Origin of the sequence: Mesorhizobium sp. WSM4313 (assembly GCF_002294725.1) — a bacterium.
In the GTDB taxonomy this organism is placed as follows: Bacteria; Pseudomonadota; Alphaproteobacteria; order Rhizobiales; family Rhizobiaceae; genus Mesorhizobium.
On sequence record NZ_NSFT01000004.1, the window covers coordinates 469,295 to 486,675 of the forward strand.

18 protein-coding genes are annotated in these 17,381 nt (G+C 64.6%); 8 read left to right on the top strand and 10 right to left on the bottom strand.

All coding sequences use genetic code 11. The features are described from left to right. Nucleotides 1-17: 17 nt before the first annotated feature. The 6 genes from htpG to groES all read right to left on the bottom strand — a co-directional run bounded on the left by htpG (nt 18) and on the right by groES (nt 5,020). Nucleotides 18-1,928, bottom strand: a complete 1,911-nt coding sequence (gene htpG, locus CK219_RS12985; protein WP_095767134.1) for a molecular chaperone HtpG — start codon at nt 1,926-1,928, stop codon at nt 18-20. Between the two features lie 60 nt (nt 1,929-1,988). Continuing rightward, nucleotides 1,989-2,291, bottom strand: a complete 303-nt coding sequence (locus CK219_RS12990) for a DUF982 domain-containing protein (protein ID WP_095767135.1) — start codon at nt 2,289-2,291, stop codon at nt 1,989-1,991. Next, on the bottom strand, nt 2,272-2,667 hold the full coding sequence (locus CK219_RS12995; RefSeq protein WP_141245336.1) for a helix-turn-helix transcriptional regulator: 396 nt from the start codon (nt 2,665-2,667) through the stop codon (nt 2,272-2,274). Before CK219_RS12995 ends, CK219_RS12990 begins: the two co-directional genes overlap by 20 nt. Before the next feature lie 60 nt (nt 2,668-2,727). Continuing rightward, entirely contained in the window at nt 2,728-2,949 is a 222-nt protein-coding gene (locus CK219_RS13000; protein WP_095767137.1) for a hypothetical protein, read from the bottom strand. A gap of 67 nt (nt 2,950-3,016) precedes the next feature. Next, complete coding sequence (groL, locus tag CK219_RS13005; protein ID WP_095767138.1) at nt 3,017-4,645, bottom strand: chaperonin GroEL; 1,629 nt, start codon at nt 4,643-4,645, stop codon at nt 3,017-3,019. 60 nt (nt 4,646-4,705) lie between these two features. Beyond that, nucleotides 4,706-5,020, bottom strand: coding sequence for a co-chaperone GroES (gene groES / locus CK219_RS13010; protein WP_095767139.1), 315 nt, complete (start codon nt 5,018-5,020; stop codon nt 4,706-4,708). 330 nt (nt 5,021-5,350) lie between these two features. Here groES and CK219_RS13015 point away from each other — a divergent pair, with 330 nt between their 5' ends. The 5 genes from CK219_RS13015 (at nt 5,351) to CK219_RS13035 (ending at nt 9,168) form a co-directional block, all read left to right on the top strand. After that, entirely contained in the window at nt 5,351-5,698 is a 348-nt protein-coding gene (locus CK219_RS13015; RefSeq protein WP_224524793.1) for a hypothetical protein, read from the top strand. Between the two features lie 13 nt (nt 5,699-5,711). Then, nucleotides 5,712-5,984, top strand: a complete 273-nt coding sequence (locus CK219_RS13020) for a protein usg (protein ID WP_095767140.1) — start codon at nt 5,712-5,714, stop codon at nt 5,982-5,984. A 241-nt stretch (nt 5,985-6,225) separates the two neighbouring features. Then, on the top strand, nt 6,226-6,702 hold the full coding sequence (locus tag CK219_RS13025) for an Hsp20 family protein (RefSeq protein WP_095767141.1): 477 nt from the start codon (nt 6,226-6,228) through the stop codon (nt 6,700-6,702). Nucleotides 6,703-6,791: 89 nt separating this feature from the next. Beyond that, nucleotides 6,792-7,301: an Hsp20/alpha crystallin family protein gene (locus tag CK219_RS13030; protein ID WP_095767203.1), complete on the top strand. Its 510-nt coding sequence runs from the start codon at nt 6,792-6,794 to the stop codon at nt 7,299-7,301. A gap of 442 nt (nt 7,302-7,743) precedes the next feature. Further along, nucleotides 7,744-9,168, top strand: coding sequence for a hypothetical protein (locus tag CK219_RS13035; protein ID WP_095767142.1), 1,425 nt, complete (start codon nt 7,744-7,746; stop codon nt 9,166-9,168). Nucleotides 9,169-9,275: 107 nt separating this feature from the next. On the opposite strand, the gene CK219_RS13040 is transcribed toward CK219_RS13035, so the two are convergent. The 3 genes from CK219_RS13040 to CK219_RS13050 form a co-directional block, all read right to left on the bottom strand. After that, the gene (locus CK219_RS13040) at nt 9,276-10,157 is read right to left on the bottom strand and encodes a hypothetical protein (RefSeq protein WP_245340467.1); all 882 of its coding nucleotides are present in this window, start codon (nt 10,155-10,157) and stop codon (nt 9,276-9,278) included. A gap of 103 nt (nt 10,158-10,260) precedes the next feature. Continuing rightward, a complete protein-coding gene (locus tag CK219_RS13045) occupies nt 10,261-11,922 on the bottom strand; it encodes an acyl-CoA synthetase (RefSeq protein ID WP_095767144.1) in 1,662 nt (553 codons plus the stop codon). Nucleotides 11,923-12,040: 118 nt separating this feature from the next. After that, nucleotides 12,041-12,847: a helix-turn-helix transcriptional regulator gene (locus CK219_RS13050; RefSeq protein WP_095767145.1), complete on the bottom strand. Its 807-nt coding sequence runs from the start codon at nt 12,845-12,847 to the stop codon at nt 12,041-12,043. A gap of 135 nt (nt 12,848-12,982) precedes the next feature. Between CK219_RS13050 and CK219_RS13055 the strand changes: the two genes are divergently transcribed. The 3 genes from CK219_RS13055 to CK219_RS13065 all read left to right on the top strand — a co-directional run bounded on the left by CK219_RS13055 (nt 12,983) and on the right by CK219_RS13065 (nt 15,916). Continuing rightward, complete coding sequence (locus tag CK219_RS13055; protein ID WP_095767204.1) at nt 12,983-13,372, top strand: VOC family protein; 390 nt, start codon at nt 12,983-12,985, stop codon at nt 13,370-13,372. 242 nt (nt 13,373-13,614) lie between these two features. Then, entirely contained in the window at nt 13,615-14,718 is a 1,104-nt protein-coding gene (locus tag CK219_RS13060) for a KamA family radical SAM protein (RefSeq protein ID WP_095767146.1), read from the top strand. A 340-nt stretch (nt 14,719-15,058) separates the two neighbouring features. Further along, nucleotides 15,059-15,916, top strand: a complete 858-nt coding sequence (locus CK219_RS13065) for a BA14K family protein (RefSeq protein WP_095767147.1) — start codon at nt 15,059-15,061, stop codon at nt 15,914-15,916. A 145-nt stretch (nt 15,917-16,061) separates the two neighbouring features. Here CK219_RS13065 and CK219_RS13070 read toward each other — a convergent pair. Further along, nucleotides 16,062-17,381, bottom strand: a 1,320-nt coding sequence (locus CK219_RS13070) for an FAD-binding oxidoreductase (RefSeq protein ID WP_095767148.1), incomplete at its 5' end; no start/stop codon positions are given.

Consider the following 17,381-nt stretch of genomic DNA (forward strand, 5'->3'; position numbering starts at 1 on the left):
CGGCGGCGCGTTCCCTATCAGGTGAGCGCCGGCGCTTGCCCCTTTGCCAGCCCGCGATCGATCAGCCGCGCAAGCCGCGCCGAGAACGCCTTGGCGTCGGCCGGCTTGTCGCCGTCGAGCACACGTGCCTCGTCGTAAAGCAGATGGGCGGCGTCTTCCTTGAACGCCTTCTCGTCGTCGCCCAGCTTTGCCAGCGCCGCCACGCGCTCGTGGCGCGGGTTGATCTCGAGGATTGGCTTGGCCGCCTTGTCGAGCCGGCCGGCGGCGTTGAGCAGGCGCTCGAACTGGCGGTCCGGGCCATGCTCCGGCGCGACAAGGCACACGGCGCTTTCGGTCAGCCGGTCCGAGGACTTCACGTCCGAAACCTCCTCGCGAAGCGTCGTTTTCACGAAAGCCAGGAAGGCGGCGATATCCGACGACGTCTCCCCGTCGGGCTTCGCCGCATCTTCGGGCAGCGCGATATCGGCGAGCTCGACCGCGCCCTGCGTCACCGACTTGAACGGTTTGCCGTCGAATTCCGGCGCCATCGTCACCCAGAAGCTGTCGACGGGATCGGTGAGGAGCAGCACCTCGATGCCGCGTGCGCGAAAACCTTCGAGCTGGGGCGAGGCTTCGAGCCGGGCGCGATCGTCACCGGCCATGAAGAAGATCGCTTTCTGTCCTTCCTTCATCGCTGCGACATAGTCGGCAAGGCTGCGCCAGCCTTCGCCTGAGGTCGTCGAACGGAAGCGGGCAAGCTTCAGCAACTGCTCGCGTCGCTCGTAATCCTCATAGAGACCTTCCTTGAGGACGACGCCGAAATTTTCCCAGATTTTGGCGTAGGCTTCGGCATCGTTTTCGGCCGTCTTGGCGAGGTCGCCGAGAACGCGGTTGGTCACGCCCTTGCGGATCGCTGCGAGCAACGGGCTTTCCTGGATCATCTCGCGCGAGATATTGAGCGGCAGGTCGGCGGAATCGACCAGGCCGCGCACGAAGCGCAGGTAGCGCGGCAGCAGATCGGCTTCGTCGGTGATGAAGACGCGCCGCACATAGAGCTTCATGCGGCCCTTGCGGTCCTGGTCGAACAGGTCGAACGGCCGCGATCCCGGGACGAAGGCGAGCACGCTGTATTCCTGCCGGCCCTCGGCGCGGAAATGGATGGTCGAGGCGGGCTCGTCATACTGGCCGGCGATGCTGCGGTAGAAGTCGGTATATTCCTCCGGCTTGATCTCGCTCTTTTGCCGCACCCAAAGCGCCGTGCCGTCGGCGATGTCGCGCGGTTCGGCGCCGGGCTTTTCGACAAATGTGATTGGCACCGGCACATGTCCGGACTGCGACTTCGCCAAGCCCTCGAGCCGATAGGGCGTGGTGTAGGACGAGGCGTCCTCCATCAGATGCAGCACCACGCGCGTGCCGCGCTTGGGTGCTGCCTCGAGCGGCACCGGCGCGATCTCGTAGGTGCCCTTGCCGTCGGACGACCAGCGGAAGGCCTCGTCGCTGCCGGCCTGGCGGCTGATGACGTCGACACGGTCTGCGACCATGAAGGCCGAATAAAACCCGACGCCGAACTGGCCGATCAGCTGCGTGTCTTCCGCCGCCTTGCCGGCTTCGACGCGCTCCATGAAGGCGCGCGTGCCGGAGCGCGCGATCGTGCCCAGCGCCTCCGCCATCTCGTCGCGGCTCATGCCGATGCCGTTGTCCTCGACCGAAAGCTCCTTGTTGTCCGGATTGGCGGCAATCGTGATGCGCGGCTTGGCATCGTCGCCCAGAAGCTCTGGCCGGCTCACCGCCTCGAAGCGCAGCCTCTCGCAGGCATCCGCCGCATTGGAGATCAGCTCGCGCAGGAAAACGTCTCGGTCCGAATAGACCGAGTGCACCATCATGTGCAGCAGCCGCGAGACGTCCGCCTCGAATGTCCTGGTTTCCTTTGCCTTGGTGTCCGTCGTCATTCAGAATTCCTGCGCTCGTTGCGTTGTCCGCCGCGCCAGCAGGCGCCGGGTTTCAAATTTTCAGCCATTGTTGCTTGTGGATGCGCTCCCTGCCAGCGCCGCAGGCGCCAGCGAAACCAGGTCCGGCGCCAGGATATCGTGGCGGCGGGCGAAAGCAACAAGGGTTGCCCGCACCGTTTCCGCGTCGATCTCGCCGGCAATGCCGGCTCTGCAGGAATTGAGCGCGATCGCATGCGCGCTGCTCCTGCTCGCGGCCGGCCAATCCTGCAGCAGGGCATGGGCTTCCATCACGGTCTCGAGCCGGACCGGCAAACCCATTCCGACGAGGATGGTGACAGGCTCTTCAAAGCGGTCGTGGTTCATGGTCAGAACCCTCATTCGGGTGCATCATCATGGCGCCTTGACGATGGCCGGTCGTCCCGGCCAGCACATGTCGGCGCGGGTAGGGCGGTTGCAGGACGACGCCGTGCGGTCGCGGCTGGCCTACGCCGTTGAACGCCTGCACAACCACCGGGCCTGCCGGCGTGTGCGTCGCTGAATGCCGGTTAAGGCGCGGCGGGGGCAGCGCCTTGTGTGCCTTGGCGAGGGCCTCGATCCAGGCGGCGACCGCCAGCGGCACCGGCGCGCGCCCCTCGAGCCAGCGCGTCACGTCGTTTCTGGGCCAGCCAAGCTCCTCGGCGACGTCGGCAGCTTCCCATCGCAAGATTCTCAGGCATTCGCGCAATCGTCCTGCAATCATGGCAATCCTCGTCCGTTCGCAGTCACATGGGCCCCGCCTTGAAGGCGGGGCCCGATTTCGCTAGCCGCCCGCGGATGTTTCGGTGGCCGACACGTGCTGTGCGGCAAGAAACATCAGCGTTGAGGCGACGGTCCGCCGGTTCCATCCGGCGGATTCGGCCGTGTCGAGCAAGTCTGCCAGCAACGGCTTCAATGCGCTTCGACATTCGGCTTCATAAGCGAGGAATTCGCTTGCCGGGCGCGTCGGTGCCGGAACCGAGCCATTGCCGCTCATCATATCCATAAGGGCCTCCCATCGTGCGTTTCGAAACGCCCGCTCCCGTTGCCGGAAGCGGGCTCCCGTCGGCGTCTCAGAAGTCCATGCCGGCGCCGGCCGGCATGGCCGGAGCGGCCTCCTTCTTCGGCTTCTCGGCCACCATGGCCTCGGTGGTGACGAGCAGTCCGGCAACCGAGGCCGCATCCTGCAGCGCGGTGCGCACGACCTTGGCGGGATCGATGACGCCCTGTTTGTAGAGGTCGCCATATTCGCCGGTCTGGGCGTTCCAGCCATAGGCGAATTCGGTCTTCTCGCGCAGCTTGCCGACGATGATCGAACCTTCCGACCCGCTGTTCTCGGCGATCTGACGCGCCGGAGCCTCGATCGCGCGCCGCACGATATCGACGCCGTATCTCTGGTCCGGGTTGTCGACGGCGACTGTATCGAGCGCCTTGGCCGCCCTGAGCAGGGCAACGCCGCCGCCGGGCAGGATACCTTCCTCGACCGCCGCGCGCGTGGCGTGCAGCGCGTCGTCGACGCGGTCCTTCTTCTCCTTGACCTCCACTTCCGTTGCGCCGCCGACGCGGATCACGGCAACGCCGCCGGCGAGCTTGGCCAGCCGCTCCTGCAGCTTCTCGCGATCATAGTCGGAGGTGGTCTCCTCGATCTGCGCCTTGATTTGCGTGATGCGGCCCTGGATCTCCTCCTTCTTGCCGGCGCCGTCGACGATGGTGGTGTTCTCCTTCTCGATCGCGACCTTCTTGGCACGGCCGAGCATCTCCAGCGTGACATTCTCCAGCTTGATGCCGAGATCCTCGCTAATGGCCGTGCCGCCGGTCAGGATGGCGATGTCCTCCAGCATGGCCTTGCGGCGGTCGCCGAAGCCCGGAGCCTTGACGGCGGCGACCTTCAGTCCGCCGCGCAGCTTGTTGACCACCAGCGTGGCCAGAGCCTCGCCCTCGACATCTTCGGCAATGATCAGCAGCGGCTTACCGGACTGCACCACGGCCTCCAGCACCGGCAGCAGGGCCTGGAGATTGCCCAGCTTCTTCTCATGAATCAGGACATAGGGCTCTTCGAGCTCGACGCGCATCTTGTCCTGGTTGGTGATGAAGTAGGGTGAGAGATAGCCGCGGTCGAACTGCATGCCTTCCACGACTTCCAGCTCGGTCTCGGCCGTCTTGGCCTCCTCGACGGTGATGACGCCTTCGTTGCCGACTTTTTCCATGGCCTCGGCCAGGAAGCGGCCGATCTCGGCATCGCCATTGGCCGAGATCGTGCCGACCTGGGCGATCTCGTCGTTGCTGGTGATCTTGCGGGCGTTGACTTTGAGTTCGGCGACGACGGCATCCACGGCCTTGTCGATACCGCGCTTGAGATCCATCGGGTTCATGCCCGATGCAACGGCCTTGGCCCCTTCGCGAACGATCGCCTGGGCAAGCACGGTGGCCGTCGTGGTGCCGTCACCGGCGAGGTCGCTGGTTTTCGAAGCGACTTCGCGAACCATCTGGGCGCCCATGTTCTCGAACTTGTCCTCGAGCTCGATCTCCTTGGCGACGGTGACGCCGTCCTTGGTGATGCGCGGCGCGCCGAACGACTTGTCGATGACGACGTTGCGGCCCTTCGGACCGAGCGTCACCTTCACCGCGTCGGCGAGGATATTGACGCCGCGCAGCATGCGCTCGCGGGCGTCGGAATGGAATTTGACTTCCTTGGCAGCCATTGGATCACTCCTTGTTTAGGCAGCTTTCATTGACTGGTTGCGGTTCGATCGAAGCCCCGGTCAGGCGGCTTTCTTCAGCGTCTCGACCTGCTCGATCACGCCCATCACATCGCTTTCCTTCATGATGAGCAGATCCTCGCCGTTGAGCTTGATCTCGGTGCCGGACCACTTGCCGAACAGGATGCGGTCGCCGACCTTCACGTCGAGGGGCACGAGCTTGCCGCTCTCGTCGCGGGCGCCTGGCCCGACGGCGATGACTTCGCCTTCCTGCGGCTTTTCCTTGGCAGTGTCGGGGATGATGATGCCGCCGGCCGTCTTCTCTTCGGCCTCGATGCGGCGCACGAGCACGCGGTCATGCAATGGACGGAACGTCATATCGTTCTCCTTCAGGACAAACAGATTGCGAGCAGTTCCTCCGCTCCGGACCGGCAGGACCGGAGCGGGGCTCGCGCGACCCTTTCGGCATCGCGCGCATGTCGAGCTAATTTTGCCTTCATCTACTTTCAAGGGGGTACCGCAAATTTTTTGGCACTCTCGACCGTTGAGTGCTAGCGCGCTGAAAACATGCGGTAAATTGGCCCGCTCCGATAACGGAGAGGCTTGAATTCGCGATTGAGTTGAACAAGATTATCGGCGCCCGGCAGCGCCGGGACCGCTGAGAAATTGGAACCCGAAGCAAGGAGTTTTTGGAGACGGAGGACAGAAATGGACCGACAGACGCTTTCGCCGATCATTCCTTCCCTAGCTCCCGAACTATCAGACCTTTCGCTCGACCGGCTGTTGTCGCCGGCCAGGCATTTTCAGCACCCGCGGGATGTGCTGGAGGACGGCTCGCTCGATATATGGGAAAAGCGGGCGATCCTTTCGTCCTGGGCGTCCGATGCTTGCGCCGTAGAATCGATGCCGGCGCTGCGCCAGCCGCCGGGCACCGAGCGGCCGGTCTCCTTCGACGACATCATGGATGCGCTGCGCCGGCTTGATGCGCTGGCTCCGCCGCCCAGCGGCCCTGCCGATGACGACCACCGGCAGGTGGTCGACCGGCTGAGCGCGTGAAGGCCCGAAGGCGATGGCGGTCAGCAGGGAATTCCGCTTGCAGATGAATGGGTATGGCTTGACCACTGCCGAGATCCATTATCATCTGCCCGACCATCCCAGCCTGCTCCAGCTTTACGTCTGGCAGGACTATGATCTTGCCCCGGATTTCCCGGCGCTGAGGGGCTTTCTGGGCTTTTGGGAGCGCGAGCTGGCTGGCGCCTTGCATTCTGTCCGTGTCGCCCACTATCGGCTCATCAGGGCGTCGGAATGGCGGGCCGTCGACGGGATCATCGCGATCCATTGAAGATCAGCTCCGCGAGGCGGTCGTGGTTGTGCGGCCGCCTCCAATTCATGATTCGCCTGCCTGCATGCAGACGAAAGGGCTGACTTTCACGACCTGAAGGCTGCTTCGAAGCGGGGCCTTGACGTGCCCGTGTTGAATTCCCAGATCGATTACGCCGGTGCTTGAGAGAGACCGGCAAGGTCAAGGGGCGCCGCTTCCTTGGCGCCCCTCGTATCTATGTTGCTCAATGGAGGATGTAGCTATGAGAACCACGTTTGACTTCAGTCCCCTGTTCCGGTCGAGCATCGGCTTCGATCGAATGCTGAACGCGCTCGAGACGGCGAGCCGGATCGAGACCGTCGATAATTGGCCACCCTATGACATCGCCAAGACCGCAGAAGACGACTACCGCATCAGTATGGCGGTGGCTGGGTTCTCGCAGGACGAACTGGCCATTACCCAGGAGCAGAACATGCTCATGGTCTCTGGCCAGAAAGCCGGCGAGGACAAGGGCGAGTACCTGCATCGTGGCATCGCCGGCCGTGCATTCCAGCGCCGCTTCGAGCTTGCCGACCACGTCAAGGTCGTTGGCGCCAGCTTGGTCAATGGGCTGCTGACGATCGATCTGAAGCGCGAAATTCCAGAAGAGATGAAACCGCGGCGGATCGAGATCGCGGCCGACAAGGCAACGCTCAAAGGCACGACAAAGAAGATCGAAGGCGAGAAGCACGCCGCCTGAGGGCTTCTTGTGAGCGCATCCGCGCTATGCGCCGGGCGCTGCCCGGCGCGTAGGTGCTTTTCGAGCCGATGAACAGAAAGGAGCAAACCATGAGTGTCCGTGATCTGATCCCCTGGGGCCGGAGCAACGGCAACCAGCTTCCAAGCATTTTCCGCGACAGTGAGCGCGATCCGTTCCTGTCGCTGCATCGCGAGGTGAACCGCCTGTTTGACGACGTTTTCCGCGGCTTCGACAGTCGGTTGCCGTCACTTGGCGGTGTCTCCGCCCTCGGCGCCGGTTGGCCGAGCGTCGAGATCTCCAACGGCGAGAAGGAGATCAAGGTGATGGCCGAGGTGCCGGGCCTCGAACAGAGAGACATCGAGGTCCTGCTCGACGACGGCGTGCTGACGCTGAGAGGCGAGAAGCGCTCCGAGACGGAGGACAAGGATAGGCAGTTCTCCGAGCGCTATTACGGCCGCTTCGAGCGCCGCATCCCGGTCGGCTACGAGGTCAAGGAAGACGAGGTGGATGCCCGCTTCAAGAACGGCGTGCTGACCGTCACCTTGCCGAAGAGCGAGAAGGCGCAGTCGCAGGTCAAGCGCATCGACATCAAGAGTTGATGCACCGACGCGGGAGGTCGGCCCATCCGCCTCCCGCGTCGACTCCCATAGAGCCACGGCAACCGGATGCTCGCGCAAGCAACTCCACTCGATCGATCATGGGCGGCCGAGGAAGAGAAAATTTATACGGCGGGAGCTTCTTTTTTCCGTCCAGAAGTCTTCGCATCGCTCATCTGAATGATGACAAGCAGCTCGCTGTCTTTCCCTTCTGCTGCGCATGCTTTCAGCACCTATCCGGAGAGAAAGCTAACATATGTTAGGAACGGGAGAGGGGCTCACCTAGCGCGGATCCGCATCAGATTGGGACCGGCGATAACCTTAATTTTGGTTTCCTTTGCACAGGCTTCCCGAACGGAAGGTAACGCGATAGATTAGTAATTCGTTAAGTACGCCCGGGGGCGAGCGTAAAAGATGTGTCGTCGAGCGTAAGGGATGTGCCGTGATGAATTTCAAGTCTCTGATCAAGCGGGCCGAGGACGTCGATAAGGAATTTCAGGAACTCCAATCGGATCTGGCGGAGGCGTTCGAGGACGTTCTCAAAGATGACGAACAGCCGCCGTCGGAAGACGACGCCGTCGCCGGTCGGGAACTGGTTGCAAGCGACGAGAATCCGCCGGCCGAAGAGCCGTCCGACGCATCGGCATCGCGGCTGACACCGCATACCCAGACGCGGCTGGCCGCCCTGGAGGCCGTCACCGGGCTTTTCCGGGACGGGCAGGGCCATCTGCAGGAGATCGAGGCAAAGCTGGCGGAGATCGCCACTGCGCATCATATGACGCGCGAAGTCCTCAACGTCTTCCATCGCGACGTGTTGCGCTCCAACGAGCTGGAGCTGGCAAACCTCGCTCTCACCGCCGAACACAAGACATTGTCGGAACAATTGCTTGACGCCGCCCGCCGGCAGCGCGAACGCGACGGCGCGGCCGAAGCGTGGCAGCAGCGCGAGGCGAGCCTCGTCCAGGACCGGGAGCAGCTGCGCTCGGCGCTTGCGGCGGTGCGCCTGGAGCTGGTGGAGATGGGCAATGAGACCGCCAGGCGCGAGACGGAGTTCGGCGAGATCGTTAAAGCCCTGACGGCCAAGACCGTCGAAGTCGACAGGCGCGGCGCCGAGAACAAGCTGCTGCGCGAAAAGCAGGTCGGCCTTTCGGTCGATCTGGAGCAGGCGCAAAAGCGCGAGGCGGAGGCCCGGCACAAGTTCGACGAGTTCGCGGCAACCCACGCCAGTGAAACCGCCCACATCGCCGAGCTGATGGCTCAAATCGGCAACCACGAAAAGGAAGAAACCCGGCTGCAGAAAGCGCTCGAAGCAGCGCAGGCCAGGCTTGCCGAAACAATCGAGGCGGCGCGGATCGCCGAGAGCGACAGCACCGCCGAATTGGCACGCAGCCACGCGGAAATGCGCGGTTTGCGTGCCGAGATCCAGGAACTGCAGTCGCGTCTGGACAAGGTCTCGACCGACAATGGCGAAGCCACGGACGAGATCACCAGGCTAAAGGCGCAGCTGAACGACGCCGTCACCGAACGCCAGATTGCGGAGAAAAGGCTCGCCGTTCTCAAGGACGAGAGCGAAGCCGACAAGAAGAACCTGTCCGAGGTCAGCACCAATTTCTCACGGCTTTCGCTGCAGCAGGCGTCGGAGCAGATCCAGCTCGATATCCAGAAGCAGGAATGCGAGGATTTGCGCGCCGAAGTCGAAGCGCTCAACGCCCGCATCCGGGAATTGCTGCCTTATGAGCGCCTGCATCGGGTGACCGACGCAAGGTCGCGCATGGATGCCGCGCCTCAAACCAACGGGATCATCGCGGAAGCGGCGCGCCCCGTCGCGCGGCGCGTTTCTCGGCGCAACATGCGGGCGAACGGAGGCTGAGGGTTTCGAGCGGCTCGGCTTCGACAGCGCCGGCCCGCTCTATCTCTATGGTTTGAAACCGCTCCACTTCGAGAGCCGCTGCGCTTTCCTGGAATTGCCCTGGCGGACTATTTCCCAGCCATGTCGTCGGCAAGGTCCTGCGCCTGCTTGAGCAGCGCCGGGAAGGACGGGTCGCCGGGCAGGCGCTGGGCCATGCAGGCGCGGTAGTCGGCGTCGCCCTTTTCCCAGGCGGCGTTGGCGGGATCGGAGACCTGCGGATCGTCCTGGTCCGAACCCTGGTCGGCCTGCTGGGCTTTCTGCGCGGCGGCGTCGGCGGCTGCCCAGATTGAATCGCAGGCCGCGATCTTCGGCACGGCGGGCGAGGCGGGTGCCTCGGCAATCAGCACGCGGTCACCTTTCACGACTGCCACGACGACGTGCTGATCGTAGATCGGTCCGACATCCTGGGTCCAGCCACCGAGCCGCGCGACCACCGCATCGGCGCCGTCGGGCTTCTTCAACGAAAAGTCGAGCGTGCCCGAGAATGCCGCGTCGCTGCCGATGGCCTGGGTGTAAAAACTGTCGAGCTTCAACGCCGCGCCGATGTCGGCGGGCAGCTTGAAATCCGCTTCCGCTTCGGACGATTTTGACTTGAGCCAGCGCTCGGTCAAGCCGCGCGTCGAGGCGACGATGCTTGGGCCGTCGTCGCTCTGCGCATATCGCAGCCCGTCCAGCATGCCGTAGCCGATATCGGAAGCGTTGAGGCTTTGAACATTGATGGTACCGGTCGCCGGAAAGCCTTTGACGGAGAGCGGACCGAGAATGGTGGCGAGGCGCTGCTGGAGGTCGGCCAGCGCCTTCTCGTTCTGGGCATCGATAGTTTCGATCGCCGTATTGGCGCTTTCCTGCGCGGTGATATCGGCGATCGCCTTGTCGCGCGCGGCGATATAATCATCTTCCGGCGAGGCGGCATAGGCCGCGTTGCCCGCCAGCGCAATGAGAAGCGTCAAGACCAACCGCATACTGCAACCCCAAATTAGCGATCAAAGCCCTTGCGAGCCATCGCCCGACTTGGCGGCTTTTGCGTGGCGGAAATCATGGAGAGCCAAATCTTTATTCCGCCTTGCGTTTCTCCACCTCGGCCTTCCTCAGCAAGAACCGCTGGATCTTGCCGCTAGGTGTCTTCGGCAGTTCGCTGACGAACTCGACCTCGCGCGGATAGGAATGCGCAGACAGCCGCTTCTTCACATGCTGGGCGAGTTCCTCGGCTAGCGCCTCGCTGCCCTTGAAGGCAGGCGCCAGCACCACGAACGCCTTGACGATCTCCGTGCGCTGCGGATCGGGCACGCCGACGACGGCCGCCTCGTTTACCGCCGGATGCTCGATCAGCGCGCTTTCGACATCGAACGGCCCGATGCGGTAGCCGGACGAGGTGATGACGTCGTCGGCCCGGCCGATGAAGGAGACCGAGCCGTCCGGCTCATATTCCACTGTGTCGCCGGTGCGGTAGTAGCCGCCCGCAATCGCCGGCGTTTCCGCCTGGTGGTAGCCGTCGAACCAGCGCAGCGGCGAGTTGGCGATATCGACCGCCAGCACGCCGGGTTGGTTGGGGCCGAGTTCGTTGCCTGCCTCGTCCAGCACCACCATGCGGTAGCCGGGCATGGCAAAGCCGGCCGAGCCGGCGCGGACCGTATGCGCCAGACCATGATGGTTGTTGACCATCATGCCATTCTCGGTCTGGCCGTAATGATCGTGGATCGGCGCTGCAAGATGCGCGTCGAACCAGCGGATCACCTCCGGATTGAGCGGCTCGCCGGCGCTGCTCACCACGCGCAGCCTGCCCTTGACGCGGGCCGCGGCCTCGGGCCCTTCCGCCATTAGCAGGCGATAGGCTGTCGGCGAGCCGGCCAGGCTGGTGACGCCCAGGCGCTCGATGATGTCGTAGGTCGATTTGGCGTTGAACGCGCCTTCGTAGAAGGTGGTGGCGATGCCGAGCTGCAAAGGCCCGGTGATGGCGTAGTAGAGCCCATAGGCCCAGCCGGGATCGGCGATGTTCCAGAAGATGTCGTCGGGCCGAAGCCCGATCGCGTCACGCATATAGGCGCCGAAGGCAAGCAGCGCGTTGAGCGGCACCGGCACGCCCTTTGGGTGCCCGGTCGTGCCGGAGGTCGACATCATCATGAACAGGTCGGTGCCCTTGCGCATGACCGGCTCGCTATCGAGGGAGGCAGCCGCGAGCGCCGCGCGGAAATCGACGTCGCCTGCTGCAAGGGCGTCGCCGGGCCCAACGATGGTGGCGATGCGCGGACGGTTTTCCACCTCGTCGAGCTTGGCGCGGTTTGCGGGGTTGGTCACCACCAGCTTCGCCTTGCTGTAGTTCAGGCGATGCTCGACAGCCTTCGGCCCGAAAGCGGTGAACAGCGGCTGGTACACAGCGCCGACACGCCATGTGCCGAGGATCAGCGCCACCAATTCAGGGATGCGCGGCAGCATGCCGGCGACGACGTCGCCAGGGCGCACGCCGAGACTTTTGAGCAGGGTGCCGACGCAGCCCGCCATGTCGGCCAGATCGTCGAAGGAGTATTCGCGCAATTCACCGGCAGCCGAGATCGCGCGCAGCGCCAGCCGGTTTTCGCCGGTATAGCGGCCGCAGCATTCGACATAGGCGTTGATGCCGGTCGCCGGATCGCCGTGGAGGCGTGCGATCTCGTCCTCGATGCGGAATTGCGCAACGGCATCCTCATAGCGCGGCAGCGCCGCTGGCGTGTCGGTCATGGCAATCCTCCCTCGGCGGCGGATCATTTCCCCATGATCGCCGCCGGAGGAGATTGCATGAAAGGAGGGCGCTGGTCGATTGCGGCAGCGTCTTTCTCCCCGTTTTACGGGGAGCTCCTTATCCACGCTTCCGATAAAGGCTCAGCGTTATCTCCTTGCCCACGCCCACGGGCGTCAGCATAAAATAATCATAGACCCTGATTTCGCCGCTCGGACCGACCATCCGCTTCGACCAGATCGGCGCTTCCTCGACCCGCATCTCGGCCCATTGGCGCGCGAAGTGGGGGCTCAGCGCCTTGAGTGGATCGAGCACGGCGCGGATGTCGGCAGCAGACGCGTATTCGACGGTCACGGCGCGGAATTGCGCGATCGCCGAGCGAGCTACCACTTCCCAGTCGGCGAACAGGCCGCGCCAGGCGGGATCGAGGAAGAACCGCGCCAGCAGGTTGCGCCTTGCGGGATCGTCCTGATCGAAGCCGCCGAACAAATCCGCCGCCTCGTCGTTCCAGGCAATGAAGTCCCAGGCGCGGTTGAGCGCATAGGCCGGGTTGGGCGAGAGCGTGGCGAGCAATCCGACAATGCGCGGATCGGGCGAGGGGCCTTCGAGCGGCGTCGCCTCAGGCCGCCATTCCGGCTTTGCGAGCTTGAACAGGTGCTGGTGTTCCACAGGCACGAGGTCCAGCACGTCGGCGAGCGCATTGAGCACCTGCGCGGAAGGATTGGCCTCGCGGCCCTGTTCTAGCCACATATACCAGGTGGCGCTGATCCCTGCGAGCAGCGCGACTTCCTCACGCAGCAGCCCGCTTGCGCGCCGTCGCGTGCCGGTGCGGATGCCATGCCGTGACGGCTCGACGCGTTCGCGCATGGCGCGCAGGAAGCGGCCGAGTTCCTTACGCCTGTCCATCTCGGTGGTCTGTTCCAGCATGCTCGTGCCTCGAAGGGGGTGGCGACGCTACTAGCAGCGCCGCTCATCTTGTACCACCTTGCTACCAGTATAATGAGGCAGCGCATCGACAATCACGCCGCGTCGGAACGCGGCGCCAGACAAAGGATTCCGCAAATGAATGCGCTGAAAAACATCAGGAATATCGACTACACCGTCCTCTTCGCCCGCGACATGAAGGAGATGCGGCGTTTCTATGAGGACGTGATGGGCTTTCGCGTCCATTCCAGCCTGGGCGAGAGCTGGATCGCCTACCAGGTCGGCTCGTGCCTGCTGGCGCTCACTGAGCGCGGCGTGATGTTCAACGACTTGCCGACCCCGGCGGGCGCGCTCTCCATGCAGCTCGCCTTCCGGGTGACGCCCAGCCAGGTTGACCAATGCGCCGAGACGTTGCGTGAGAAGGGCGTGGCGATCGAAAGTGGGCCGACCGACCGGCCCTGGGGTCACCGCACGCTTTTCTTTCGCGATCCCGACGGCAATGTGCTGGAGATCTACGCCGATATCTAGCCTTGCGGCAGTTGAATGCCTTGCGTCAAGCGGCTCGTCGACTTCTACGAGACAGTCACGGGCATCAAGCTCACGGTCTACACCGAGGATTTCGCCGAGCTGCTTGCTTCACGCCGGTGACAGCGGAGGCGATTGCGAAGCTCAAGCGGTGAGAGTTCCAAGTTCCCAACACGGCGTAAGGCGGTATGCGGTTGACCACATCGACCATCCGGCCGATAGGGACGGCGAACCAGAGAACCGCAATGACCACTAATCTCAAACAGCCGGCCGCCCCCGACGCCGCCTGGCAAGCCGACATCCGCGCCGGCGTGCGCCATGTCCGCGACCTCGCGTCCCTGCCGCTTTCGGCCGCCGAGCGCGCCGTCATGCAAGAAGCCGCGACCGCGCACAAGGTGCGCGTGCCCAAACCCTATCTCGATCTTATCGACTGGAGCGACCCCAACGATCCGATCCGCGCCCAGGTGATCCCGTCGCCGGGCGAGCTCGTCGCCACCGAAGGCGAGCTCGACGACCCGATCGGCGATCATGCCTTCAGCCCGGTGCCGCGCCTGACGCACCGCCACGCCGACCGCGTGCTTTTGTTCCCGACCTATCAATGCGCGGTCTATTGCCGCTTCTGCTTCCGCAAGGAATCGCTGACCTCGATCGGCCGCGGCTACACAAGCGAAGCGCTGGAGCCGGCGCTGGCCTACATCGCCGGGCACCCGGAAATCCGCGAGGTGATCCTGACCGGTGGCGATCCGCTGTCGCTGCCGGACAAGGCGCTGGCTGAAATCCGCGCCCGGCTGGAGACGATCCCGCATCTCAGGCTTCTGCGCATCCACACCCGCGTGCCCGTGGCGCTGCCGTCGCGCATAACGGCCGGCCTGGTCGAGGCGCTGCAGGGACGGCTGATGGTGACGGTGGTGACCCACTTCAACCATCCGCGCGAGCTCACCGCCGAAGCCGAGGCGGCCTGCCGCACGATGCGCCAGGCAGGTTTCGTGCTGCTCAACCAGAGTGTTCTCCTCAAAGGCGTCAACGACAAGGTCGAGGTGCTGGAGGAGCTCTGCCGCGAGCTGATGTACCGTCTCGGCGTAAAACCCTATTACCTGCACCACGGCGACCTCGCGCGCGGCATGGCGCATCGCCGCACGACGATTGCCCAAGGCCAGGCGCTGGTCGCGGAACTGCGCCGGCGCTTATCCGGAATCTGCAATCCGACCTATGTCATCGATCTGCCGGATGGCGGCGGCAAGGTGCCGCTGGCGGAGAGCCATATCGAGGGGCGGGACGGCGAAACGTGGCGCATTCGCGGCCAGGACGGGAAGGCGAGGAGCTACAGCGAGGTCGTGGCGGACTGCTGAGTGCCCACATGCCGCTCGGGCGCTGCCCGGCCGCCGCCGGCTGCGAGTCCGAGGCGTGGAACGCCATGTGAACGACCTGCGTTTATTCCTCTGTTTGCACGATGCGGCGTCGCACCAAAGGCGCGACACTGTCATCGATCCGTTTGGATCATCGTAAAGTCCCTTAGCTGCCTAGTCCCCAGCTGGGTTCACCTAGCGATCCTCTCGAAGCCCCGCGTGCTCCTCCCCGGAGCACGCGGGGCCCTTCGTTTGTTACCGCCGGGTCGCAACATCGCCCTCTTGCTGTGGGAACCGGATTCCGCGCCTCGCATTCTATCAGCGGGGACTAAAGGAGTTCGGCATGAAGGCTTTGTTGGGAATTGTCGGCGGCTTCGTGCTGACCCTTGCCGTGTTCGCCAGCGGGCTCGCCTTCGCCACCTGGCTGCTCGCCGCCAAGCCAGTGCGCCAGGCGACCCCGGCGATCGGCGTTTCCGAGCTCTGGACCAAGGACGCTCAGCCGGTCGATCCGCAAAAGCAGAATCTTCAGCGCATTCCCGCCCAGCAGGCTGCCGTCGCGCCCGCCGCAGCGGGCGAGCCGGCCAAGACCGACAGCGCAGTGCAGACGGCGACGCTCGCGGCGCCGACAGCACCCGCGCAGCCGCAGCAGTTGCAGCCCACGACCGCTCAGCCGAACCAGCCCGCAGCCGAGCCTGACGCGACCCAGCCTTCCCAGCCGGCTCCGGCCGATCGGCAGGCCGAGCAGCAATTGCCCGTGGCTCATCTGCAATGGTGCTCGGCCCGCTATCGCAGCTACCGTCCGGCGGAAAACAGCTACCGCTCCTACAGCGGCGAGCTGCGCCCCTGCATCTCACCCTATTACGACCCGATGGGCGACCGCACCGCCTCGACCGGCTCAAACGATCGGCAAGGCCAGGGTGGCCAAGCCGTCGGGACCGATCGGCAAACCGCCGCGGCCGATGATCAGACGAGCGACGACCAGGCCGAGATGGAAGGCTACGCCCCGTCGGGCGACGGCTACGTCACCACCTATGGCGGCCCGCCGGAAGAGATCTCGCCCGAGGCTGGGCCCGCGCGGGCACAGGGCCGGCAGATCTCGGCCGCCCATATCGACGATTGCTTCAGCCGCTACCGCTCCTACGATCCGCAGGACAACACCTACCAGCCCTTCGACGGCGGCCCGCGCCGCCAATGCGAGTAGTGTTTCTGGCCCGCGACAGCGAAGAGGTGATCGCGAAGCGACTGGAGAGGGGCTGCGACACAGGCAGGTTCGCTCTAGCCTCTCGCGCTCCCCCGCCAAACTCAGCCCACGACCTTCCCCGGATTCATCACATTGCCCGGATCGATCAACTCTTTGATCCCCGCTTCACCGGATCAGCATGCCGCTCATAGGCCTCGCGTTTCTCCAGCCCCACCCCATGCTCAGCTGAGAACGAACCGCCGGCCTCGCGCAGCCCCTCATAGAGCACGCCCTCGATCGCCTCATGCCGCTCATGTGGAACCGGCCCTTCGCAATTGAGGGAGATGTGCAGATTGCCGTCGGCGAGATGGCCGTAGACATAGGGCGCATATGAGGCGTCGAGCTTCTTCAGCCCCGCCTCGATGCGCGCCACATAGGCGTCCAGCGCGCCGGCCGGCACGGAGACGTCGAACGAGGGCGCCATAGGGTGCGCGCGCTCGATCTCAACGGTCTCCTCGCGCAGCCGCCACATCGCTGCTGCTTGGCCCTCGGAGCTCGCGACCAGCCCGTCGACGATGCCGACCTCTTCCCAGATCGCCGCCAGCCCGCCCTCGAGCGCGCTTCTCGCCGCCTCGATCGAGTCGGCGCCTAGGCCCAGCACCAGCAGACAGGGCGCATCAAGCGGCAGGCTGCCCGAGGCATAGTTCAGCGACCGCTGCATGAGGGACGCAAAATTACGCCACAGGATCTCGGCGGCGGTGAGCCTCGCGCTGGTCGAGGTCAAAAAATGCCGCACGATGTGCTGGGCGCTGGCCGCATTCGGCACGCCGACAAGCGCGGTGGCACTCGCCCCGGCCACCGGATCGAGCCGCAGCGCCACGCGGGTGACGATGCCGAGCGTGCCTTCCGCGCCGATGAAGAGATGCTTCAGATCGTAGCCTGCGCTGGTTTTCAGCACCCGGGTGAGATCGCAAAACAACCGCCCGTCCGGCAGCACGGCCTCCAAGCCAAGCACGCGGTGGCGCATCGTGCCGTTGCGAAACGCCATGATGCCGCCGGCGTTGGTGGAAACCATGCCGCCGATCGTGGCGCTGCCGCGCGCGGCAAGGTCGATGCCCGGGTCGAGCCCATGCTGGGCTGCCGCCTCCTGCAGCGCGCCCAGCGTCACGCCCGCCTGCACGATCGCCACGCGCGTGAACGGATCGATGTCCTCTATTCTGTTAAGCCCGCCAAGGTCGCAGATCACCTGCCCTTGCGAAGTGGCTGCTCCGCCCGCCAGCCCGGTGCGCCCGCCCTGCGCGACAAGGCTGAGGCCGCGCTCCGAACAGAATTTCACCAGCGCCGCGACCTCTTCGACATCGCGCGGACGCACCAGAGCCGAGGCGCCGAAATTGCGGGTGTCGAAGCCGGGATCGCGCGAGGCGAGCTCGGCGGCGTCCCAGATGGTGGCGGTGGGGAGGGCGGCGCGGAGAGAGGGGAGGAGGGC